Below are 20,987 nucleotides of genomic sequence, written 5' to 3' on the forward strand. Positions count from 1 at the left end.
GCTTTCCGGCTGTTCGTCGGGCTTCGTCACCATCCGAAAACGAGCCGAAGAACCAGTCTCAGACGTCGTCCCGAAGCTCCCGGACCTTGTCGACGTTCCAGGCGAAGCTCCGGCCGTCCTCGGTGGGGGTCTCCAGCACGAGGGGCTGGTCGCGGACCAGTTCGTGGTTGACGAACGCGCGCATGCCGTCGTCGCCGATGTAGCCGTCGCCGATGTGGGCGTGTTCGTCCTTGTTCGTCCCGCACTCGTGCTTGGAGTCGTTGAGGTGGACGCAGGCCAGTTTCTCCGCGCCGACGACGTCGTCGAACTCGGTCATCGTCTCCTCGACGGCTTCGGGCGTCGAGAGGTCGTAGCCCGCGGCGAACATGTGGGCGGTGTCGAGGCATACTTCGAGGTCGTGATCGGACTGTTCCAGCACGCTCGCGAGGTGCTCGAAGTCGCCGCCGAGCTTGGTGCCCGAGCCCGCGTCGGACTCGACGAGGACGGTGACGCCGTCGGGCACGTCGAGCTCGTCGAGCGCGCTCGCGGCGTTCTCGATGCCGCCCTCGACGCCCGCGCCGGTGTGTGCGCCGAGGTGGACGTTGACGTAGTCGATGTCGAGTTCGGCGGCCGCGTCGACCTCCTGCTGCATCGAGTCGATGGACTTCTCGCGAAGCCCGTCCTTGGGCGTGCAGAGGTTGACGAGGTACGACGCGTGGATGACCCACGGGCCCTCCAGCGACTCCGCGGTGCCGTCGCGGAAGGCTGTGGCCTCCTCGTCCTCGATGCTGCCGTGGTCCCACACCTGCGGGGAGTGCGTGAAGATCTGTCCGCAGTTGCCGCCGATTTCGAGCTGGTTCCCGACGGCGTTGTCGACACCGCCCGCGATGGAGACGTGTGCGCCTACCTTGACCATACCGACGGGTGGGGGTAGCGGGTCAAAGTGGCTTCGGAAGCGGTTGAAGACGAGATTAGTGCGTGAGTAGGGAAGGAACACGACTGTCTCGAAAGGCCTCGCTGGTTTTCCCAAAATCAAATGCCGTCCCATGACTAGCCAGAACGCCCCGAGTCGCTCGGCTCCGGTGCTCATCCCTCACACGAGCGCGGCGAGCGGCCTTCGGCACGCTCGCCACCCGGCTGAGTAGTCGATGCAGCAGGGCAAAAGTTTACAATAGTTGTAAACCTCCGGCCGAAAACGGTCTACCGCGAGTCGTCGCGCTCGCGCACCCACGCGTCGGCAGCGTACTTCGACTCGACCAGTTCTGCTGCAGCGTCGAGTTCATCGTCGGTCCAGGCTCCCTCGTCGGCACCCGCCCAGTCCGCAAGCGAGTCCTCCAGCGCGGCGACGAACGTCTCGCGATCGACGTCGGCCTGCTGGCGGATGCCGGTGACGCGCTCGCGGAACCGGTCCGGGGTCACGTCGTGGTCGGCGAACACGCCGAGGTGGCTGTCGGGCGCGAGGTCGAAGGAGATGGAGCCGTGCTGGATGACCGCGTCGCGCTGGCGGTACTGGGCGTTGCCCGAGAGCTTGCGCGGTTCGTCGTCGCCGTAGGCGAGCACGTCGTGGGCGGGGTGGATACCCCGCAGATAGCAGGCCGGCTGGTGGATGCGGGGGTACTCCGCGTCGGCGAAGTCGGCGTCGACGCCGACGGAACGGATGGCCTCGAGGACCGGCTCGCAGAGCAGCTCGTAGCAGTCCATGAGCGAGCCCGGCAGCTCGTCGGCGGGCGCGATGATGCTGTAGGAGACGTCGGCGTGGCTGTCGTGGTAGATGCCGCCGCCACCGGTCTGGCGGCGGGTCACGTCGATACCTTCGCGCTCGCAGAACTCCCAGTCGACGCTCTCTGCGGCCTGCTGGTAGCCCATCGAGAGGCAGCTCGGCTCCCACTGGTAGACGCGGAGGGTGCGGACGCCGTCGGTCGTGGCCGACGCCGCCGCGACCTCGTCCAGCGCCATGTTCGTCGGGCCGTCGCGTGACTCCTCGCGAATCAGTCGCCACTCCCTGTCCGCAGGCATACCTGCGGGTTCGTGGGGTCAGGGGAAAGGCGTTGCGTGACGCCCCCCGCGACCGGGCGCTAGCCGGCGTCGGTGTCGGGTGCCTCGACCGCCTCGTCCAACCCGTCGTCACGTGCGGTCTGCTCGACGTACGACTCGATCTCGTCGTCGACCTCGCGCTCCGCCTCGGCAGCACTCTCGTCCTGCTCGTCGACGAACTCCGTCTCGCCGGTCACCTTCTGGAACAGTGCGCTGTAATCCGAACCTGACTGTGTCTTGGACATCGGTGGTTCCTCCGTACCCTCCAGTTCGGGTGGACCGGCTTGGCTGTCCGGCCTACCTGGTTTGGCCCGCGCTGGACACCTTGCTCCCCAAAGGTGTTTCACGCTGCCAGCCCCAGCGAGAGGCATGCGCTGGGTGCCGACGTTCCGGGGCGTCATCGACCGACGCATCCTCGTCAACTTCGCCATCGAGCCGCAGGTGCTCGACCCGGTGCTCCCCGACCGCTTCCGTCCCCGGACCGTCGACGGCCCGGCGGGCGAGCGTGCCATCGGTGGTATCTGCTGCATCCGCCTGACAGCGATGCGGCCGCGTGGCCTCCCGGCCGCCGTCGGTGTCACCTCCGAGAACGCGGCCCACCGCATCGGGGTCGAGTGGGAGGGCGACGACGGCGAGACGCGCTCGGGCGTGTACGTCCCCCGGCGGGACACCTCCTCGCGCCTCAACAGCGTCTTCGGCTCCCGGAGCTTCGGCCGGCACTACCACGCCGACTTCGCGGTCACCGAGGACGCCGACCGCTACCGGCTCCACATGCGGAACGACGACCACGACGTGACCGTCGAAGTCGACGCCATGGAGACGGACGGACTGCCCGACGGCAGCGTCTTCCCCGACGTGGGGGCGGCCTCCGCGTACCACGAGTGCGGTGCGGTCGGCTACTGTCCGACCCCGACCGGCGACCGGCTCGCGGGCGTCGAACTCGCCACCGACGAGTGGCACGTCGAGCCGCTCTCGGTCGAGTCGGTGCGCGCGAGCTTCTTCGAGCAGTTCCCAGAGGACGCCGTCACGTTCGACAACGCGCTGCTGATGTGCGACATCGGCCACGAGTGGCAGCCGCGGCGGTCGTTCACGGTCGAGCGGCCGACCCGCCCGGGCCGGTGATGCGCGGTCTCGTCGAGTTTCACGTTGACTGAGTAGGTGAGTGGACGGCCTGGTCCCGCTCGCCTCGCTCAGGGGGGATTTTGGGAGGGATTCGCGTTCCCCGGTCGTCGCGAGTGCGGAAACTCGCTCGATTGGTCGGTACCGACCCGTCGAGCGGCTGGTTTCGGCCAGTCCACGATTTCATATCGCGCTATAGAGTTTACTTCCCGTGCAGACGGGGACACATCGGGCTTTTACCTCCCCACCGGTTACGGGTCGCCATGGTACAGAACGTCGCCCCGCTCGTCGCCGAGCTGGAGCCCGAGGACTTCCACCTGCTCTCGGGCGTCGAGCAGGGGATGCGCTTCTCCGAGTGGGTCCAGCGCTCGAAGATCCCGAAGTTCTCGCGACTCACCGCCGAGGAGGTCGACTACCGACTCGACCGGTGTCTCGACAGGGGCCTGCTGGAACGGAAGACCATCCAGTACGAGGGCTACAAGCTGCAGTTCGAGGGGTACGACGCGCTCGCGCTGCACACGTTCGCGGAGCGGGACACCGTCACCGGCTTCGGCTCCTCGCTGGGCGTCGGGAAGGAGTCCGACGTGTACGAGGTGCAGTCCTACCGGCCGATGGCCCTGAAGTACCACCGGGAGGGGTTCACCAACTTCCGGCAGGTGATGAAAGAGCGCGACTACACCTCCGACCGCGAGCACGTCTCCTGGCTCTACACCGCACGCAAGGCCGCCGAGCGCGAGTACGAGCGGCTCGAGGAGCTCTACCCCGACGTGTCCGTCCCCCAACCCATCGACCAGAACCGCCACGCAATCGTGATGGAGAAGATGGAGGGCGTCGAGCTCTCCCGGGCGAAGCTCGACGATGCACAGGTCGTGGGCGTGCTCGACCTGGTGCTCGCGGAGATGGCGGAGGCCTACCGGGAGGGGTTCGTCCACGCCGACATGAGCGAGTACAACGTCTTCGTCGACGAGAGCGGTGTGACGGTGTTCGACTGGCCACAGGCGGTCGAGAGCGACCACGAGAACGCTGCCGAGTTCCTCGCGCGCGACGTGCGGAACATCGTCGGCTACTTCGCACGCAAGTACCCGGCCCAGGTTCCCGAAGTCGACGAAGCGGCGGTCGTCGAGAGCATCGAGACGGGCGAGTTCGAGTCGGTGCGGGAGCATAGCGACTGAGTCGGTCGGTTTTCCGATGTCGGTCTCGGTTTCGGGGCTCCCTCCGTCCACCTTGTGATAAACTTCATTCTACGATACCAATCCGATGCGCTCGTTTCGGGCCCGGCGCCCTGCCATCGCTCCGGTTGACATCCCCCGCGTCGTGGTCGGTATTCCGTGCAGACCGCCCGACGAGCCGCCGGATGGGAGGCAGTATAAATAACTTCCCTCGGCTTTCCGACCCGGTGGGAGGACGGTCCGGTATTATACCACTGCCACCTGTTCGGAGTGGTATGACAGGACGAAACGACGCCGACGGCCACAGCCGGCGGGAGCCGCTCACCGCCAGCGCTGGGGCGCTGGCGACGGCCGTCACCGCGTCGCTGTCGGGCTGTACCGCGGCGATGCCCCCGCTCGGACAGGAGATCCGTTACGGGCGGGTCGAGGTTCCCCCGGCCGGTGACCCCGTCTACCGCCGCTGGGTCCCTCCTGTCGACGAGAGTGCCGACAGGAACAGCCCGCTCTGGGACGACCTCATGGTCACGACACCCCGACAGACCGGGAGCGACTCGGTCGACCGGGCCCACGTGGGGCGCGGCTTCCTCAAGTCGAGCATGGACTACTTCGGCATCGGCTACGACAACTACGTTCCGCGCACTCGGTCGGTAAGACAACCGGCCGATGTGGTACCTCTCCGTGGGGCTCATCGTCCTGACCGCGGTCACCTACAGCGTCGCGTTCGTCGGGACCGTCCTGCTGCAGGGGTGCGTGCTCCCGCTGCCGTACCAGGACTACTTCAGACTCGGGGTCCGGGTGCTCCAGCTGGCCGGCCTCACCTGCATCGCGTACTCCCTCCACATCCGCGAGTGACGACGAGGATACCTCGGGGGAATAAATCCTCGCGGACAAATTACTAAGAATTGGTAAGTTATTAGCCCGACCGTCTCGTTTTCGTGAAGCATGGACGACGAACGGTCATCGAAGCGGTTCGAGACGCTCGCAGTCGCACACGGCGAGGAGGCGACGCCCGGCGCGCCGAACGTCGGGGACGTGGTCTCGCCGATCCACCTCTCCTCGACGTTCGCGCTCCCGGGGCTGGACACGGAGATGAGCCTCGAGGACGTGGACCCGTCGAAGGGCGAGTTCCTCTACTCCCGGCTCTCGAACCCGACCCGGCACGCGCTCGAGGAGCGCCTCGCGGCGCTCGAGGGCGGCGAGCACGCCTACGCGTTCTCCTCGGGCACCGCGGCCATCTTCACGAGCGTCCTCGCGGTCGTCGAGCCTGGCGACCACGTCGTCGCGTTCGACGACCTCTACGCCGGCACCCGCCGGATGTTCGAGAACGTGTTCCGCGACCGGCTCGCCGTCGACGTCTCCTTCGTCGACGCGACCGACACCGAGAACGTCGCGGACGCGATGACCGACGAGACCGCCCTCGTCTGGATGGAGACGCCGACGAACCCCAGGATGAAGCTCTGTGACCTCGCGGCCATCGCCGAGCTCGCGGACGCCCACGACGCCGTCTTCGGCGTCGACAACACGTTCATGAGCCCGTACTTCCAGACGCCGCTCGAACTCGGCGCGGACGTGGTCGCGCACTCGACGACGAAGTTCATCAACGGACACTCCGACTCCATCGGCGGCGCGGTCGTCACGAACGACGACGCCATCGCCGACGAGGTCGTCTTCCTCCAGCAGGTCGGCATCGGCGACATGCTCTCGCCGTTCGACAGCTACCTCGTCCTCCGCGGGACGAAGACGCTCCCGATGCGGATGCGCCAGCACGAGGCCAACGCCACCGCTATCGCCGAGTACCTCGACGACCACGAGCTCGTCGAGTCGGTGTACTATCCGGGGCTCCCGAGCCACCCGCAGCACGAGCTCGCGAGCGAGCAGATGACGGGCTACGGTGGGGTCCTCAGCTTCGAGCTGGTCGGCGGCCTCGAGGACGCGAAGGCGTTCCTCGAACACCTCGAGACGTTCACGCTCGCCGTCTCACTCGGCGGCGTCGAGTCGCTCGTCGAACTCCCGGCCGCGATGACCCACGAACCGGTCCCGCGCGAGGAGCGCGAGGCACTCGGCATCACCGACACGCTCGTCCGCGTCTCCGTCGGCGTCGAGCACGTCGAGGACCTCGTCGCCGATCTCGAACGCGGCTTTGCGGTGCTCGAGGAGCGTATCGCGACGCCGACGTGACGCTATCGGCATTCTGTTAACCAGTGTGGACGATTCGCTTTATTGAGGGGATCTCTTTGCCCGACAACTGTGGCCTATGCAGACCACTGTTGTCACGCGTCGAATTTACTAAATTTTAGTAATATCGGAATAAATATATGGTGGTGTTCGGATTGTGTATCGGATGGTAAAAGACATCCCCGATGGCACTTCTCGAAGAAAATTACTATCAAGGATTGTCGTTGGTACCGCAGCGCTTGCCGGCCTTCCGGCACTGAGTGCCGCCTCCGACGAGGAACGCGAACGTGCGACCAGTGCCGACTCGTCGAGGCGGCTCCTCGATGAACTCAACAACCCCCGAATCCTCCGAGCGTCCCGCAAGGAGGTCGAGATGGGTGAGGACCTGACCCTCACGTCAACGATCGTCCACACCGTGGTCGGCGACCTGATATACGCGGAAATCGGCGACGAGCACAAAGGAATCCAGTTCCACCTGCAGTCGCGTGGCAGTCGAGCGGCGAGCAGTCACTCGATTCCGACGCGTTACGAGGGTGTACCCGAAGGCGGGAAGGGTATTCTCCTCGTCGATACGGCGAACACGATGGACGAGGTCGGGTACCTACGGGATGTCTCCACCGAAGAGACCGCCCGTCTGGAATCGGTCGTCGGGGTTGACGCGACACGCATCATGTACAATTCGACGGTGGGGCGACACGGCGGATACGAGGTGCACACCTCGGTCGAGGGTCGCGTCGGTCACCACGGTGACGCCGGTCCCACCCCGATCGACAGCGACAGAGAAGCGTACCTCGTCCCGACGGACGAGCGAGGCGACCTGCTCGAGGCGGACGTCGAACACGTCGCGGAGCCCGACGCTGTTCGGGCGCAGGGCGAGTGCCGAACCTGGGTGAACGCCTGTCTCTCATCGATTGTTACGTGTTCCGGCTGTCTGATGGCGTGTGCGTCCGTCGGCGTCGGCGCGCTCCCGATGGCACTGGCCTGTATCGCCTGCAACATGGGCTGCCATGCTGCACTTCCGACCACCTGTGGACTGGCAGTCCAGAACTGCTAACCAGAGGAGACAAACGATGACGAAACAACATTCGTTCGACAGACGTAACGTACTCAAATCCATCGCAGGCGCGGCGACCGGTGCCGTCGGCGTCGGTCTGGCGGGAACTGCCGGCGCACGGAGCAGCATCGCGCCGGGTGAACGAGGTATCCTCGAACTCCGGAAGGTGCAGCGCGTCTATGAGGCCGCCGGTCGCCCTGCGGTTCGTCGCGGCGAGGAGTTCGTCGGGGCGGTCGGGAGCCACGATCTGACATCGTACACGTTCGAGACAGCCCTCGGAACGCTCCGGTACATCGAGTTCCGCTCTTACGAGGTCGCACAGTTCATGTTCGGTGACGACCTGCGCCGAAGCGAGCTCCCGCGGCAGTACGCGCTCGCCGCCGAGGTCGAGGACGCCTGCGTGATGAGCGACTTCGAAGGCGGTATCAACTACCTCCGATCGGCGACGGCGGAGGAGGAGCGCGGTCTCCAGCAGGCAACCGGGAAACGGGCGGACGAGACCACGATGTTCTACAGTTCGCGCCTCGAAGGCTACGGTGTGGTCACCCGCGACGAGGATCACCCGGAGAATTTCGTCGTGGACCCGACTGACGGTGTCGGCACGACGGCGAGCCGTACGCTCGCTGATGGTTCAGTCCGAACGGTCACACCGATGGAGGAGTGCAACATCTCTGCGTGTGCTGCATGTGGCGTGTTCAGCATGGCTGTCGTAGGTTGTCTGGTCGCGTGCGCCTCCGCAGGCGTCGGCAACATCGCCGCCGCAGTCGGCTGCATCGCGTGCCTCGTCGCCGCAGGGGTCGGAGTTGGATACAACTGCTCCGAATGCCTCGACACGTGCGAATAACCCGGCGAAAACCTGTCTCACGATGGAACCGAATACCAACGTCACGCTCGCTACACTGTCGGTCCTGCTGCTGACGATGAGCGCGTACTTCCTGTACGTCTGGTTCGGCGTTCAGGGTGGAGAGAGTCAGCTGACGAACACGGAAACGATCGTTTTACTGCTCCTGTCTGTGTTTAACGCGGTTATCGCAATCGGCTTCGGCGTCGAAGCGATCAGGCGGAGCCTGTCCTGATGGACGACCGGGGATGTCGGAATCCTCCTTCGCAAGACCGATAGTTCCTCTCTCTGTCTGTCGCCGTGATAGACGATCGCATCCCCACCCGAGTCCAGTGCCATGGAGACAGTCGCGGAGGTTCGGCTCTCACACGACGGGTTCGTCCTCGCGGAGACCATCGCGGCACACCCGAACCTGACGGTCCAGCTGACGGCGCAGGCACCGACGCCGGAGGGTGACTGGCTGCTGTTCCTGACCGCGGCGGGCGACGACGCGGGACCGCTCCTGGAGGCGCTGCACGACGACCCGACGGTGACCGAGCCGTGCGCACTCAGCGAGACGCTGGACCACTGCGTCTACCGCGTCCGCATCGTCGACGGCATCCGCGTCTCCGGGGTCCTCGGCGACCCCGCCGACGAGCTCGACATCTCCCGTCGGGCGGCCTCCGAGCGGCTCCGGCGGGCCGTCGGCTCGCTGCTCGAAGAGACGTTCTGAATCGAAACGGTTTCGGCGGCGACCTCCCGAGTCCAGTTCGTGTCCGACGACGACAGGCAGTTCTACGCACTCTACCTCGCTCGCTTCGCGACCGGCTTCGGCTTCGTCACGCTGGCGACCCTGCTGCCGACGTACATCACCCTGTACGACCCGTCGGGGCTAGTCATCGGTCTGTTCACGACGGCGTTCACCCTCGCCCAGACCGTCGCAGTCGTCCCCCTCGCGTGGGCCGGCGACCGGTACGACAAGCGCACGGTCCTCGTCGGGAGCCTGCTGGTCGGCATCGTCGCCTACGCCGGCTTCGGGGCCATCGCGCTGTTCGACGGGGCGAGCCTGGCGTTCATCGCCGCCCGGGCGGTCCAGGGCATCGCCGTCACCGGCTCCGGCCTGATGACGCTCTCGCTCGTCGGCGAACGCTCCGCGTACGACGAGCGCGCGAGCCGCATCGGCACCGCCAACGCCGCCCGCTTCGCCGCGGCCATCGTCGGCGGGCTCTCCGCGGGCGTCGTCTACGACGCCTTCGGCTTCACGCCGATCTACACCACCATCGTCGTGCTGCTCGCGGTCGTGTCCGTGTGGCTGTGGCTCGACATGGAGCCCGACGAGACGCGCATCGAGGGCTTTCCCTTCTCCGACCTCGCGCTGAACGAGCGCATCCTCACCCTGACGAGCTTCCGCGCACAGTACGCCTTCGCGGTCACGCTCGTCCGGACGTGGGTGCCCATCTACGCCGGGGTCACCGTCGCCCAGGGCGGGCTCGGTTACGAGTCCGCACTCGTCGTCGGCGTCGTCCTCACCAGCGAGAAGGCGACGAACATGCTGCTCCAACCGTACACCGGCCGGCTCTCGGACCGGTTCAACCGCTCGTTCTTCGTCTTCTTCGGGGGGTCGATGTACGCCAGTGTCGCCGTGCTCGTCCCGTTCTCGCCGTTCCTCGGCGACTGGCTCGGACTCCCCGGCTCCTACCCGGTCGTCGGGACGCTCTCGGCCGCGTTCCCCGTCGTCGTCGGCCTGAACATGCTGCTCGGCGTCGCGGACTCCTTCCGCGAACCGGCGAGTATGGCGCTGTTCGCCGACGAGGGCAGCGACGGGAACGGTGTCGCCTCCAGCTTCGGGGTGCGAGAGCTCGTCTGGCGACCCGGCAGCGTGCTCGCGCCGATGCTCGGTGGCTTCCTCATGACCGGCCCGGGGATGCACTGGGTGTTCCTCACCGGGGGCGCGTTCGCGCTGACCGGCGTCGTCGCCTTCCTTGGCGCGACGTGGTACACCGAGGGCTACGGGGCGATGACCGACTTCGGAACCGACGGCACGGCCATCGACCCCTGACCACGCCCGCCATCCGGGGCATCCGCTACACCCGTGGGACGTACTCCATCTCCGTCGCGACCGCGTCGCCGACCTCGTCGCCGCACTCCCGTCGGACGATGTAGAGCGCGAGGTCCAGCCCCGCGGTCACGCCGCCGCAGGTGAGCACGTCGCCGTCGTCGACGATGCGGTCGTCGCGCACGTCGGCGAACACCGAGAGGTCGTCCATCGCTGTGTGGTGGGTCGTCGCCGGCCGGTTCGTCAGCACGCCAGCCGCCGCGAGCAGCATCGCGCCGGTGCAGACGCTCGCCAGCTGCGTCGTCGGGGCGAGCGTCCGGAGCACGTCGGGGATGGTGCCGTCGTCGAACTCCTGGCGCGCACCGGGGGCATCGCGGTCGCTCCAGCCGCCGCCGGGAACGAGTATCAGGTCGGGGTCGACGTCCTCCAGTGCGGCGTCGGGCTCCACGCGGAGCCCGTGGCTGGCGGTCACGGTCGTCGGCTCGCGGACGGTCACGAGTGTCGCCTCCATCTCGCCGCCGAGCTCGCCGGCGGTCTGGAACACCTCGTAGGGACCGACCGCATCCAGCTCGTCGAACCCGTCGTACAGCACGATAGCGACGTTCATAGCTCACCTACAAGTGTAACGCTCTTATCTGTCGGGGACGATTTTCCGGCCATGACCGACGACGACACGAAGGACAACGTGATTCCGGGCTCCGAGGAGGAGCTCGCCACACCCGACGTTCGCGGGTACGACTTCACCGGCGAGTTCGACCTCGCGGAGCTGCTCGCGAGCTACGAGACCACCGGTTTCCAGGCGACCCACCTCGCCGAGGCCATCGACATCGTGAAGCGGATGCGCGACGACGGCGCGACGATCTACTGCACGTACACCTCGAACATCGTCTCCTCGGGCCTGCGCGAGACGCTCGCGTACCTCGCCCGCGAGAACCTCGTCGACGTGATGATAACCACCTCCGGCTCCATCACGGAGGACGTCATCAAGACCGAGAAGCCGTTCAAGATGGGCGAGTGGGACGTCGATGAGGCCGCGATGCGCGAGCGTGGCATCAACAGGTTGGGGAACATCTTCGTCCCGTCGGACCGGTACGTCTGGCTGGAGGAGTACCTCAACGACTTCTTCCCCGAGTTCTTCGCCGAGGAGAAGGTGCGGACACCGGTCGAGTTCTCCCGCGAACTGGGCGCGACCATCGACGACGAGCACTCCATCCTCGCGAACGCCGCGGACAACGACATCCCCATCTTCTGTCCGGCGCTCACCGACGCCGAGGTCGGCAACTTCCTCTACTACTACAAGCAGGGCTACGACTCGGACGTGGGCATCGAGATCCTCCAGGACTACGACGACCTCATCGAGGAGGGCCTGCTCGCGGACAAGACCGGCCTCATCGTCATCGGTGGCGGGCTTCCGAAACACCACGCCATCATGACGAACCTGTTCCGCGGTGGCGCGGACTACGCCGTCTACATCTCCACGGGCGTCGAGGGCGACGGCTCGCTCTCCGGTGCGCCGCCGGACGAGGCCGTCTCGTGGGGCAAGATCAAGGAGGAGGTGACGAACCACGTGGAGGTCAAGGCGGAGGCGACGCTCGTCACGCCCCTGCTCGTCGCTGAAGCGTTCAAGAAGTACGAACCCGCGGGAGGCGAGGACGAGGCGGAAGCGACCGCGGCCGACGACTGACCCTTCTAATCCTCCAGCAGTTCGTCGTCCCCGAACTCCGCGCGCAGTTCGCGGAGGTACTCGCGCTGCCGGTCGAGCTTCGCCGGGCGCTCCGCGTAGGTGTGCTCGAAGATGTTGTCCGGGTCCGGCTCGAACGACTCGGCCTCCTGCACCGCGGCCTCGATGCGCTCGTCGATATCGCTCTCGACGGCCTCGACGCCCGCCTCGTCGATGCGGCCGCTCTCCAGCATGAACGACTCCAGGCGGGGCACCGGGTCGTAGCGCTTCCACTCCTCGGTGCGGTCCTCGTCGCGATAGACGCCGGGGTCGTCGGAGGTCGAGTGCGCGCCGAGACGGTACTGGATCGCCTCGATCAGCGTCGGGCGCTTCTCGCCGTCGAGGGGCTCGCGTGCCCCGGCGACGGCGTCGCGGGTCACCTCGTAGACGGCGAGCGGGTCCATCCCGTCGACGCGGACGCCGTCGAAGCCGTAGGCGGTGGCCTTCTGGGCGATGGTCTCGCTGGCGGTCTGTCGTTCCCGGGGCACCGAGATGGCCCACTGGTTGTTGTTGCAGAAGAAGACGACGGGGGCGTCGAACACGCCGGCGAAGTTCATGCCCTCGTGGAAGTCGCCCTCGGAGGTTGCTCCGTCGCCGAAGTGGACGAGCGAGACGCGCGTGTCGCCGTCGAGCCGCGAGGCCCAGCCGTGGCCGACGGCGTGGAGCACCTGCGTCGAGATGGGGTTCGCCACCGGGAACACGTTCCGGTCCACGAGGCTCGCGTTGCCCGACTCGGAGCCCATCCAGTACTCGAGGTTCGCCGCCATCGGCGCGCCGCGGGCCAGCATCGCGCCGTTCTCGCGGTAGGAGGGGAACAGCCAGTCCTCGTCGTTGAGCGCGTGGACGCTCCCGACCTGTGCACCCTCCTGCCCGTAGATTGGTGGGTAGGTGCCCATCCGGCCCTGCCGCTGGAGGGAGACCGCCTTGCGGTCGAACCGACGGGCGAGCTTCAGGTCCTCGTACAGGTCCCGGAGCTCGGCGTCGGAGAGCGGGACGGACGCCCCGTCGACGAGCGACCCGTCGACGTCGAGCACCCGGTGAACGTCGTCATCGTCGGTAGTGATGCCCAGAGACATGCCAAGCTAGCTGAACCCATGGCAGTATCTGCGATAAAACTGCCGCCAGGCGCCGTGGCTGGTGGTCGTCTGGCGGGCAGGCGACGCGTGAGCCGCCGTGGCGGGGACCCGTCGGCGGTGTGGCCGCACACGGACGCGTCGCGCACCCGCTGGCCCGTGTGCGGTGGCGGTCAGGGCACACCGGTGGTGGCCTCGGCATGGTATATGAACCCCGGCTCGTCTGGAACCCGGACGATTATGCCGTGACGGCGTGTAGTTCGGCCCAGTGACTCACCTCGACCCCGCGTACGAGCGCGCCCTCGCGGCGTTCCCCGACCACCCCGAGTGGCACGAGCTCGGCGTCGAGCGCGCGAGGGAACTGGAGGCGGAGCTGTTCTCGCGGTCGACAGACGGCGACGTGGTGACGACCGAGCGGACCGTCGACCGCCCGGGCGGCGAGGGGGCGGTTCCGGTCCGTGTCTACCGACCACCCGGCCTCGACGAGCCGGCACCGGCGCTGGTGTTCGCCCACGGCGGCGGGTTCGTCCTCGGAACCCTCGACTCCGCGGACGACCTCGCCCGCCGACTGGCGGCGAACACCGGCAGCGTGGTCGTCTCGGTCGACTACCGGCTCGCGCCGGAGCACCCGTGTCCGGCGGGGATGGACGACGTGACCGCCGTCATCGAGTGGACCGTCGAGTCGGCCGACGCCCTCGGCGTCGACGCCGCGCAGGTCGGCGTCGCGGGTTCGAGCGCGGGCGCGAACCTCGCCACGATGGCCGCTCGGCGGGTCGATGTTCCGCTCTCGGTCGCCGTGCTGTTCTACCCGATGCTCGACCCGACGCTCGGCACGCCGTCCCACGAGGAGCACGCCGACGCGCCGCTGCTCACCCGTGCGGACCTCGACTGGTTCTGGCGGCTCTACCGCGACGACGGTGCGATCCCGGTCGACGACCCGCTGCTCTCGCCACTCCCGGACGTCGGTGGGGAGCCGTCGTCGCTCGCGGACTCGCCGTCGACGGTCGTCGTCACCGCCGGCTGCGACCCCCTGCGAGACGACGGCGCGCGGTACGCCGACGCGCTCGCGGCGGCCAGGGTGGCGGTCGACCACCGCCACTATCCGGGTGCGCCCCACGGGTTCCTCTCGCTGGCGGACGCGGTGCCGGCGGCGGCCGATGCGTGGGACGACCTCGCGGCGGCCGTCTTGGCGCGGCGGTGAGACGCCGACGGCGCGAAGTCATCCGGCGCTGATGCGCGGGCCGCGTCACCCGGCGCTGATGCGCGGGCCGCGTCACCCGGCGGAGCCGTTACATTGCTCGGCCGGGTACTGACGGTATGAGCACACGAAGCGACGCCAAGCCGGTCCGACTCGCCGACGGTGACGAACTCGACGACCTGCTCGCCGAGGAGCCGGTGGTCCTCCTCGAACTGTACACGAAGGGCTGTGGCAAGTGCCAGGCGATGGAGCCGGTGATCGGCACCGTCGCCCGGGTCACCGACGCGGCGGTCGCGATGGTCAACCCCGGCGACGACATGACGCTGCTCGACCGGTTCGAGGTGCGGAGCACGCCGACGTTCGTCCTCTTCAGGGACGGCGAGCAGGTCGCGACGCTGGCCGACGGCTTCGTCGAGACCGAACGGATGGTCCGGTTCGTCGAGTCGGGCGGGGAGAGCGAGGCGTGAACGGGCGGCCGGACGGCACGTGAACGCGTGTCGTAACACCGCTGTAACCTGCTTACACCGGCGTCCGAGAGCAGTTATGGGCGTCGCGCACCGAGTGTGAGTCGACGCGCGGCGGCTCCCACCGCCGCGAGACCCACACCTCATCATGTCCGAAAAAGCCGAGTACCTCACGGAAGTATCTGCGGACGAATCGTACGACCAGCTCCCCGACGAGGGGACCGTTCAGGAGACGGTCGAGAACCTCGAAGCGCGTGGCTTCGACGTCGTCGTCGTCGACACCGCCGAGGAAGCGCTCGACGAACTCGTCGACGCCATCCCGGCCGGTGCGTCGGTGATGAACGGCCACTCGACGACGCTCGAACAGATCGGCTTCGTCGACCACCTGAACGGCGACGACCACGACTGGGAGAACCTCGCCGGGCAGGTCTGGAGCATCGACGACGACGAAGAGCGCCAGCAGTTCCGGCGCGAGGCCCAGACGGCCGACTACTTCCTCGGCAGCGTCAACGGCATCGCGAAGACGGGCGAGCTCGTCGCCGCCGACGCCTCGGGCAGCCGCATCGGCGCGTACCCGTTCGCTGCCGGCAACCTGCTGCTCGTCTCGGGCGTGAACAAGGTCGTCGACGACCTCGACGCCGCCCTCGACCGCCTCGAGGAGTTCGTCTTCCCGCTGGAGGACGCCCGCGCACAGGACGCCTACGGCGCTGGCTCGGTCGTCGCCAAGCAGCTCATCTACCGGCAGGAGAACGAGGCGGGCCGGACGACGGTCGTGCTCGTGCGCGACGACCTCGGCTACTGAGCCGGCTCACGTCGCGACCTGGCAACGCGTCTGATTTTATGTGCTGTCACCCGGTAGGGGGTCGTATGGAGGACGTGGACTTCGACGAGCTCGTGGCGTCGCTGACGCTGCGGGAGGAGAACCAGTCGGTGAAGAGCTACCAGAACACGGTCGCGGTCGCCTGCCCGGCGTGCGAGGAACCGTTCGACGACCTCGTGGTCTGCAAGGAGAACCCGACGAGCCTCGACCTGACGATGCAGCTCGACCTCTGTGTCGGCAGCGTCGACGACCAGGCGGTCATCTTCACGCACAAGCAGTAGCTCAGAGTACCGAGGCCACGTCACCGAGCGAGTCGATGACGTGGTCCGGCTCGACGCCCGAACCGCCGATCTCTTCGCGCCGGGTCGCCCCGGTGAGCACGAGCGCCGTCTCCATTCCGGCGCGCTCGCCCATCAGGATGTCCGTGTGGAGGTTGTCGCCGACGACCAGACAGTCGCCGGGGGCGACGCCCAGTCGCTCGGTGACGGCGTCGGCCATGTGTTCGGAGGGCTTACCGACGACGAGCGGGTCGCGGCCGGTCATCCCCTCGATGGCCCCGATGGTGCAGCCGGCACCGGGCTTGAGCCCGTCCTCGGTCGGGAACGTCCGGTCGGTGTTGGTCGCGACGAACAGCGTCCCGGAGTCGAACGCCCAGAGCGTCTCCGTGAGCAGGTCGAAGTCGATGTCGTAGGCCTTCCCGGCGGCGACCACGTCGGCCGGCTCCTGGTCCCTCGGGCGCGAGGCCGGGTCCGGCTCGGAGACGATGGTGAGCCCCGCCCCTCGGAGCTCGTCGTAGAGCACGTCGGAGCCGACGACGTACACGTCGGCGTTCGGGTGATGCTCGGCGAGGTACGTCGCCGTCGCCGACGCCGAGGTGGAGACACCGGCCACGTCGCCGGGGATGCCCATGGACTCGAGCGTGTCAGGGAACGCCTCGCGGTCGACGCTCGTGCTGTTCGTGACGAACTGGACGGCGAGCCCGGCGTCGGTGAGGGCGTCGATGCCCTCGGCCGCACCCGGAATCACTTCTTCGCCGCGCCAGACGGTCCCGTCGAGGTCGACGATGGCCGCGCGCCGTGTCATCGGGTGGGGGTTGGGGCGGGAGGGTCGTAACTCCCGGTGTCGGTGGCCGTCGCAGTAGCCGCGAGAAGTGGACGACGGGTCGGCGGGTTCGCTACGTTCCGGTCCTGTCGACGGGTTCGGTCACGTGTATCCAGCCGTCGCTGCGGACCGTGACGCGGTAGTCCCGGTACTCGAACTCGACGCTCCCGACGCTCCGGCGGGCGGTGTCGGCCACGCCCGGGCCGAAGAACGTCTCGTCGAGCGCGGCGGCGTCGACGCACTCGTACAGCGGCGGCGAGCGCACCGCAGTCGGTTCGACGCCCATCGCGTCCGCGATGGTGTACACGATAGCGGTCGTCAGTTCCCCGTCCGTGTCGCAGTCGTAGTACCGCTGGGCGACCTGCGTCCACTCTGTCTCGACGTCGACGGATCGGCCGTCGCCAACCGTCGGCTCGTCCGGACTGTCGGTGTTATTCCCCATCCATCTCGCCCCGTGCGTGTTCCTCCTGATCGACGTCGAAGCTGCTGCCGATCCCCGCCAGCACCTGCAACACCTGCTCGGCGTTCTCCGCCAGCGTGATGGACTCCGAAACCTCGTCGAACGTGACGATTCCGTCGTCGACCAGTTTCGGGACGTGTGCGTGGTACAGCGAGACGTACACCCGCTGGCGCTGCTCCGGGTCGACCTCGGACTCGGGGACGTCGTCCTCCCAGGCGGCGACCTTGGTCGCGAGCTCGGTCAGCGTCCACTCGTTCTTCGTGGGCAGCGTGTAGCAGATGTACCGCCGCCGTGGGTGTGCGAGTGCGTCGAAGACGTGGTCGAGCGTCAGGACCGCCTTGGGCGGAAGCTCCCGTTTGGTGACAGCCGATACGTCACTCGATGCCGATACGTCACTCGATGTCGGTCTGTCGTCGCGGCCCGTCCCGTCCCGTCGGTCATGTCCCGTGTCGTCGTCCATAGACATCGGAACGCGCCACAGGCTGTTAAGGGTTCACCCCCGCGACGGCGACGGTAGAGTCCCGATAGCGACCGTTGGTGGCCGATTCACGAGTCGTCGTGACCCCACCACTGCCCGGCTGTCGTCGCGCAGCCGACGGGTCACCGGACGGCCGAACGGTTCGACAGCGGCGCGGCCACGTCCCGCGACGGCGTCTCGAACCCGTCGTGGAGTACGCCGGCGAGGTGCTCCAGCGAGTCGACGACCCGCGGCCCGGGCCGGTTCAGGTAGTGGTTGCCGTCGATGGCCCACACGTCGCCCTCCTGCACCGCGGTCAGCTCCTCCCAGCCGGGCCGGTCGGTCAGGTCCGACAGGTTCGCGCGGGTCTGTGCGAGGTCGTAGCCACATGGCGCGACGACCAGTGCCTCGGGGTCGTACGCGCGCACGTCGGTCCACTCCCGCGGCGTCGAGGGGTCGCGGACGGCGGCCATGTCGTACTCGCAGTTCGCCGCCTCGACGAGTTCGGGGACCCAGTGCCCCGCGACCATCACGGGGTCGGTCCAGTCCAGCACGGCGACCCGTTTCGGCTCGCAGTTCGCCGCGCGCTCGCGGACCGCCTCGACGCGCCCCTGGAGCGACGCGACGAGTTCGCGGGCTTCGGCCTCGCGGCCGAGCGCCGCGCCCACCGACCGCACGTCGTCGAACACGTCGCCGACGCTGTGGGGGTCCGTCGTCAGCACCTCGGGGTTCGCGTCGATCTCCCGAACCGCGTCCTCGACGAGCACCTCGTCGACGGCGCAGACGTCACAGACGCCCTGCGTGACGACGAGGTCCGGGTCGAGCTCGTCCAGCAGGTCGACGTCGACGCCGTAGACGCCGCCCGATTCCTCGGCTTCCTGCACCTGCCGGTCGATCTCGGCGGTCGAGGCGTCGGCGTCGACCCGGCTGTACTCTACGGCGGGCAGGTCGGCGGCCGCGGGCGGGTAGTCGCACTCGTGGGACACACCGACGGGCTCGACACCGAGCGCGAAGACGACCTCCGTGGCGGAGGGCAGCAGCGTCACGACGTTCATACCCGGGGTTGGGGGCGGTGGCAGTATAAACCGACGGGCGAGAACGGGTCGCTACAGGAACCCGACGAGGAGGACGACCAGCCCGCCGACGAACATCAACAGCGCGCCGTTGCGGCGCTGTGACACGTCCTCGTCGGTCACCTCGACGGCTTCGAGGTCGTCGATACCCTGCGTCCGGGCGGTCAGCCAGATGGTCACGATCTTCGCGTGGACCGTGTACACGCCGCCGACGGCGGCGAGAAACGCGCCGATGGCCGCGAACCGCGTCGAGGGGACGTCCAGCCCCAGCGCGGGCACCGACGCGCCGGTCGCGACGACCACGACCACCAGCACGACGAAGCCGACGATGACGCCGGCGAGGTGCCACTTCGCCCGGTCGAACTGCGCTTCCCTGCTCATGTCCGGGGCGTGACGCCGCGGCGGTTTAGCCCTGCCGAAGCGTGGTCGCGTCTCCCTACTCGCATCACGGCTCACCCCGTTCCGCTATCGGAGACGCTCCTCCCGTCGCGTCTCCCTACTCCTCGTCCGCCGCCTGCACCCACACCGTCTTCCGGTTGACGAACTCGCGGATGCCCTCGGCGGCCAGCTCGCGGCCGTAGCCCGAGATGCCGACGCCGCCGAAGGGCAGGCGCGGGTCGGACTTCACCATCTCGTTGACGAACGTCGCGCCCGCGTCGATCTGGTGGGCGACGCGCTCGCCGCGGTCGAGGTCGTCGGTCCACACCGATGCCCCGAGCCCGTACGGCGAGTCGTTCGCGAGCTCGACGGCCTCGGCCTCGCTCTCGACGCGGAACACCGCCGCGACGGGGCCGAACGTCTCCTCGCAGGCGACGGCCATGTCGCGGTCGAGGTCGGCCAGGACCGTCGGCGGGTAGTAGTAGCCGTCGCGGTCCATCGGCTCGCCGCCGAGCAGGCAGTCCGCGCCGGCGTCGACGCTGCGCTCGACCTGGTCGTGCAGGTCCTGCATCAGGTCCTCACGCGCCTGCGGGCCGACCTCGGTCTCGTCGTCCATCGGGTCGCCGACGGTCCAGGCGTCCATCTCCTCGACGAACGCGTCGAGGAACTCGTCGTACACGTCGTCGTGGACGATGAACCGCTTCGCCGCGATGCAGGACTGCCCGCTGTTCTGCAGGCGGGCCAGCGCCGCCGTCTCGACGGCCTCGTCGACGTTCGCGTCGTCGAGAACGACGAACGGGTCCGAGCCGCCGAGTTCGAGGACGGTCTTCTTCAGCTCCTCGCCCGCCGTCTTGGCGACCTGCTTCCCCGCGAACTCGCTGCCCGTCAGCGTCACCGCACGCACGCGGTCGTCCCGGATGACCTCGTTCGCGTCCGAGCCGCCCACGAGCAGCGTCTGGAACGCCCCCTCGGGGAAGCCCGCCTCGCGGAACACCTCCTCGATGGCCAGCGCGCACTTCGGGACGTTCGACGCGTGCTTCAGCAGCCCGACGTTGCCCGCCGCCAGGCTCGGCGCGGCGAACCGGAACACCTGCCAGAACGGGAAGTTCCACGGCATCACCGCCAGCACCGTCCCGATGGGCTCGTGCCGGACGTACGTCTTCGCGTGGCTCGCCCCGCCGACCACCTCGTCCTGCAGATATTCGGGGGCCTTCTCCGCGTAGTGCTCGCAGACCCACGCGCACTTGCGGACCTCGCCTCTCGCCTGCGAGATGGGCTTGCCCATCTCCACCGTCATCAGCTCCGCGTAGTGCTCCTCGTTCTCGCGCAGGACGTCCGCCGCCTCCTCCAGCAGCTGTCGCCGCTCGTTCATCGGCACCTCGCGCCAGGACTCGTAGGTGTCCGCCGCCGTCGCGAGTCGCTCCTCCACCGCTTCGTCGTCGTGCTCCTCGACCGTCTCGACGTGCTCACCGGTCGCTGGGTTGATTCGCTCCATGTCCCGTGGTTCGCGGACTTGGTACTACTAGTTTTGGCCGCCGGAAGCGATATTTGTGACTGAGTGACGTGGTGGAGTGTGTCGATTCGGGTCCGGTGGAATGCGCTGATTGTTATGGGAATACACTCGAACACGAACAGCCAGAAAGCCCCGAGCGTCTCGACTCCCGCGGCTCGTTGTGCTTCTCGTTCCTGCGGTGCTTGGCTGGCGAGACTCCTCCGTCGTCTCGCTGCTTCCCGCTCGGTCGCAGGCTTCCTCGCGGGAACGTCGCCAGGGTTCGTCGAGACGCTCGCCCCTTTCAGTCCCACCCCACCGCAACCGCATCGCACCTCACGCCTCCCC

At 67.8% G+C, this 20,987-nt stretch carries 25 protein-coding genes; 14 read left to right on the plus strand and 11 right to left on the minus strand.

Annotated features, from left to right (window positions below; genetic code table 11):
• Nucleotides 1-58: 58 nt before the first annotated feature.
• The 3 genes from NOW55_RS08955 to NOW55_RS08965 all read right to left on the minus strand — a co-directional run bounded on the left by NOW55_RS08955 (nucleotide 59) and on the right by NOW55_RS08965 (nucleotide 2,258).
• On the minus strand, nucleotides 59-895 hold the full coding sequence (locus NOW55_RS08955) for a deoxyribonuclease IV (protein ID WP_256399754.1): 837 nt from the start codon (nucleotides 893-895) through the stop codon (nucleotides 59-61).
• Nucleotides 896-1,179: 284 nt separating this feature from the next.
• Nucleotides 1,180-1,995 carry a lipoate--protein ligase family protein gene (locus tag NOW55_RS08960; protein ID WP_256399755.1) on the minus strand — a complete coding sequence of 272 codons (816 nt, stop codon included), beginning with the start codon at nucleotides 1,993-1,995 and terminating at the stop codon, nucleotides 1,180-1,182.
• 59 nt (nucleotides 1,996-2,054) lie between these two features.
• On the minus strand, nucleotides 2,055-2,258 hold the full coding sequence (locus tag NOW55_RS08965; RefSeq protein WP_256399756.1) for a hypothetical protein: 204 nt from the start codon (nucleotides 2,256-2,258) through the stop codon (nucleotides 2,055-2,057).
• Between the two features lie 124 nt (nucleotides 2,259-2,382).
• Between NOW55_RS08965 and NOW55_RS08970 the strand changes: the two genes are divergently transcribed.
• The 9 genes from NOW55_RS08970 to NOW55_RS09010 all read left to right on the plus strand — a co-directional run bounded on the left by NOW55_RS08970 (nucleotide 2,383) and on the right by NOW55_RS09010 (nucleotide 10,409).
• Nucleotides 2,383-3,135: a DUF2071 domain-containing protein gene (locus NOW55_RS08970; RefSeq protein WP_256399757.1), complete on the plus strand. Its 753-nt coding sequence runs from the start codon at nucleotides 2,383-2,385 to the stop codon at nucleotides 3,133-3,135.
• A 260-nt stretch (nucleotides 3,136-3,395) separates the two neighbouring features.
• The gene (locus NOW55_RS08975) at nucleotides 3,396-4,304 is read left to right on the plus strand and encodes a serine/threonine-protein kinase RIO2 (protein ID WP_256399758.1); all 909 of its coding nucleotides are present in this window, start codon (nucleotides 3,396-3,398) and stop codon (nucleotides 4,302-4,304) included.
• A gap of 660 nt (nucleotides 4,305-4,964) precedes the next feature.
• Complete coding sequence (locus NOW55_RS08980) at nucleotides 4,965-5,153, plus strand: hypothetical protein (protein WP_256399759.1); 189 nt, start codon at nucleotides 4,965-4,967, stop codon at nucleotides 5,151-5,153.
• A gap of 90 nt (nucleotides 5,154-5,243) precedes the next feature.
• Nucleotides 5,244-6,479 (plus strand): trans-sulfuration enzyme family protein, encoded by a 1,236-nt coding sequence (locus NOW55_RS08985; protein WP_256399760.1) that lies wholly within the window; start codon nucleotides 5,244-5,246, stop codon nucleotides 6,477-6,479.
• A 370-nt stretch (nucleotides 6,480-6,849) separates the two neighbouring features.
• A complete protein-coding gene (locus NOW55_RS08990; protein WP_256399761.1) occupies nucleotides 6,850-7,530 on the plus strand; it encodes a hypothetical protein in 681 nt (226 codons plus the stop codon).
• A 16-nt stretch (nucleotides 7,531-7,546) separates the two neighbouring features.
• A complete protein-coding gene (locus NOW55_RS08995; protein WP_256399762.1) occupies nucleotides 7,547-8,374 on the plus strand; it encodes a hypothetical protein in 828 nt (275 codons plus the stop codon).
• 22 nt (nucleotides 8,375-8,396) lie between these two features.
• Nucleotides 8,397-8,606: a hypothetical protein gene (locus NOW55_RS09000; RefSeq protein ID WP_256399763.1), complete on the plus strand. Its 210-nt coding sequence runs from the start codon at nucleotides 8,397-8,399 to the stop codon at nucleotides 8,604-8,606.
• 102 nt (nucleotides 8,607-8,708) lie between these two features.
• On the plus strand, nucleotides 8,709-9,083 hold the full coding sequence (locus tag NOW55_RS09005; protein WP_256399764.1) for a bacterio-opsin activator domain-containing protein: 375 nt from the start codon (nucleotides 8,709-8,711) through the stop codon (nucleotides 9,081-9,083).
• 39 nt (nucleotides 9,084-9,122) lie between these two features.
• Nucleotides 9,123-10,409, plus strand: coding sequence for an MFS transporter (locus NOW55_RS09010; protein WP_256399765.1), 1,287 nt, complete (start codon nucleotides 9,123-9,125; stop codon nucleotides 10,407-10,409).
• Between the two features lie 25 nt (nucleotides 10,410-10,434).
• Here the strand turns inward: NOW55_RS09010 and NOW55_RS09015 are convergent, their stop codons facing one another.
• Nucleotides 10,435-11,013 carry a DJ-1/PfpI family protein gene (locus NOW55_RS09015; RefSeq protein WP_256399766.1) on the minus strand — a complete coding sequence of 193 codons (579 nt, stop codon included), beginning with the start codon at nucleotides 11,011-11,013 and terminating at the stop codon, nucleotides 10,435-10,437.
• A 51-nt stretch (nucleotides 11,014-11,064) separates the two neighbouring features.
• Here NOW55_RS09015 and NOW55_RS09020 point away from each other — a divergent pair, with 51 nt between their 5' ends.
• Complete coding sequence (locus NOW55_RS09020) at nucleotides 11,065-12,090, plus strand: deoxyhypusine synthase (RefSeq protein ID WP_256399767.1); 1,026 nt, start codon at nucleotides 11,065-11,067, stop codon at nucleotides 12,088-12,090.
• A gap of 5 nt (nucleotides 12,091-12,095) precedes the next feature.
• Here the strand turns inward: NOW55_RS09020 and pdhA are convergent, their stop codons facing one another.
• Nucleotides 12,096-13,202 (minus strand): pyruvate dehydrogenase (acetyl-transferring) E1 component subunit alpha, encoded by a 1,107-nt coding sequence (gene pdhA, locus NOW55_RS09025; RefSeq protein ID WP_256399768.1) that lies wholly within the window; start codon nucleotides 13,200-13,202, stop codon nucleotides 12,096-12,098.
• Nucleotides 13,203-13,467: 265 nt separating this feature from the next.
• Here pdhA and NOW55_RS09030 point away from each other — a divergent pair, with 265 nt between their 5' ends.
• The 4 genes from NOW55_RS09030 to NOW55_RS09045 all read left to right on the plus strand — a co-directional run bounded on the left by NOW55_RS09030 (nucleotide 13,468) and on the right by NOW55_RS09045 (nucleotide 15,962).
• Nucleotides 13,468-14,400, plus strand: a complete 933-nt coding sequence (locus NOW55_RS09030; RefSeq protein ID WP_256399769.1) for an alpha/beta hydrolase — start codon at nucleotides 13,468-13,470, stop codon at nucleotides 14,398-14,400.
• A gap of 116 nt (nucleotides 14,401-14,516) precedes the next feature.
• Nucleotides 14,517-14,864, plus strand: a complete 348-nt coding sequence (locus NOW55_RS09035; protein WP_256399770.1) for a thioredoxin family protein — start codon at nucleotides 14,517-14,519, stop codon at nucleotides 14,862-14,864.
• A 145-nt stretch (nucleotides 14,865-15,009) separates the two neighbouring features.
• Nucleotides 15,010-15,663, plus strand: a complete 654-nt coding sequence (locus tag NOW55_RS09040) for a lactate utilization protein (protein WP_256399771.1) — start codon at nucleotides 15,010-15,012, stop codon at nucleotides 15,661-15,663.
• A gap of 65 nt (nucleotides 15,664-15,728) precedes the next feature.
• Nucleotides 15,729-15,962 (plus strand): DUF7385 family protein, encoded by a 234-nt coding sequence (locus tag NOW55_RS09045; protein WP_256399772.1) that lies wholly within the window; start codon nucleotides 15,729-15,731, stop codon nucleotides 15,960-15,962.
• Between the two features lies 1 nt (nucleotide 15,963).
• Here the strand turns inward: NOW55_RS09045 and NOW55_RS09050 are convergent, their stop codons facing one another.
• From NOW55_RS09050 to NOW55_RS09075, 6 genes are all read right to left on the minus strand, one after another.
• Nucleotides 15,964-16,764, minus strand: a complete 801-nt coding sequence (locus NOW55_RS09050; protein ID WP_256399773.1) for an HAD-IIA family hydrolase — start codon at nucleotides 16,762-16,764, stop codon at nucleotides 15,964-15,966.
• Nucleotides 16,765-16,855: 91 nt separating this feature from the next.
• Complete coding sequence (locus NOW55_RS09055) at nucleotides 16,856-17,224, minus strand: HalOD1 output domain-containing protein (protein WP_256399774.1); 369 nt, start codon at nucleotides 17,222-17,224, stop codon at nucleotides 16,856-16,858.
• Complete coding sequence (locus tag NOW55_RS09060) at nucleotides 17,214-17,702, minus strand: DUF7344 domain-containing protein (RefSeq protein WP_256399775.1); 489 nt, start codon at nucleotides 17,700-17,702, stop codon at nucleotides 17,214-17,216. The genes NOW55_RS09055 and NOW55_RS09060 overlap by 11 nt, the downstream gene beginning before the upstream one ends.
• A gap of 140 nt (nucleotides 17,703-17,842) precedes the next feature.
• On the minus strand, nucleotides 17,843-18,754 hold the full coding sequence (locus NOW55_RS09065) for an ABC transporter substrate-binding protein (RefSeq protein WP_256399776.1): 912 nt from the start codon (nucleotides 18,752-18,754) through the stop codon (nucleotides 17,843-17,845).
• 51 nt (nucleotides 18,755-18,805) lie between these two features.
• Nucleotides 18,806-19,153, minus strand: a complete 348-nt coding sequence (locus NOW55_RS09070) for a hypothetical protein (protein WP_256399777.1) — start codon at nucleotides 19,151-19,153, stop codon at nucleotides 18,806-18,808.
• A gap of 115 nt (nucleotides 19,154-19,268) precedes the next feature.
• Nucleotides 19,269-20,645, minus strand: coding sequence for an NAD-dependent succinate-semialdehyde dehydrogenase (locus tag NOW55_RS09075; protein WP_256399778.1), 1,377 nt, complete (start codon nucleotides 20,643-20,645; stop codon nucleotides 19,269-19,271).
• Between the last annotated feature and the right edge of the window lie 342 nt (nucleotides 20,646-20,987).

Origin of the sequence: Haloarchaeobius litoreus (assembly GCF_024495425.1) — an archaeon.
Classification (GTDB): domain Archaea; phylum Halobacteriota; class Halobacteria; order Halobacteriales; family Natrialbaceae; genus Haloarchaeobius; species Haloarchaeobius litoreus.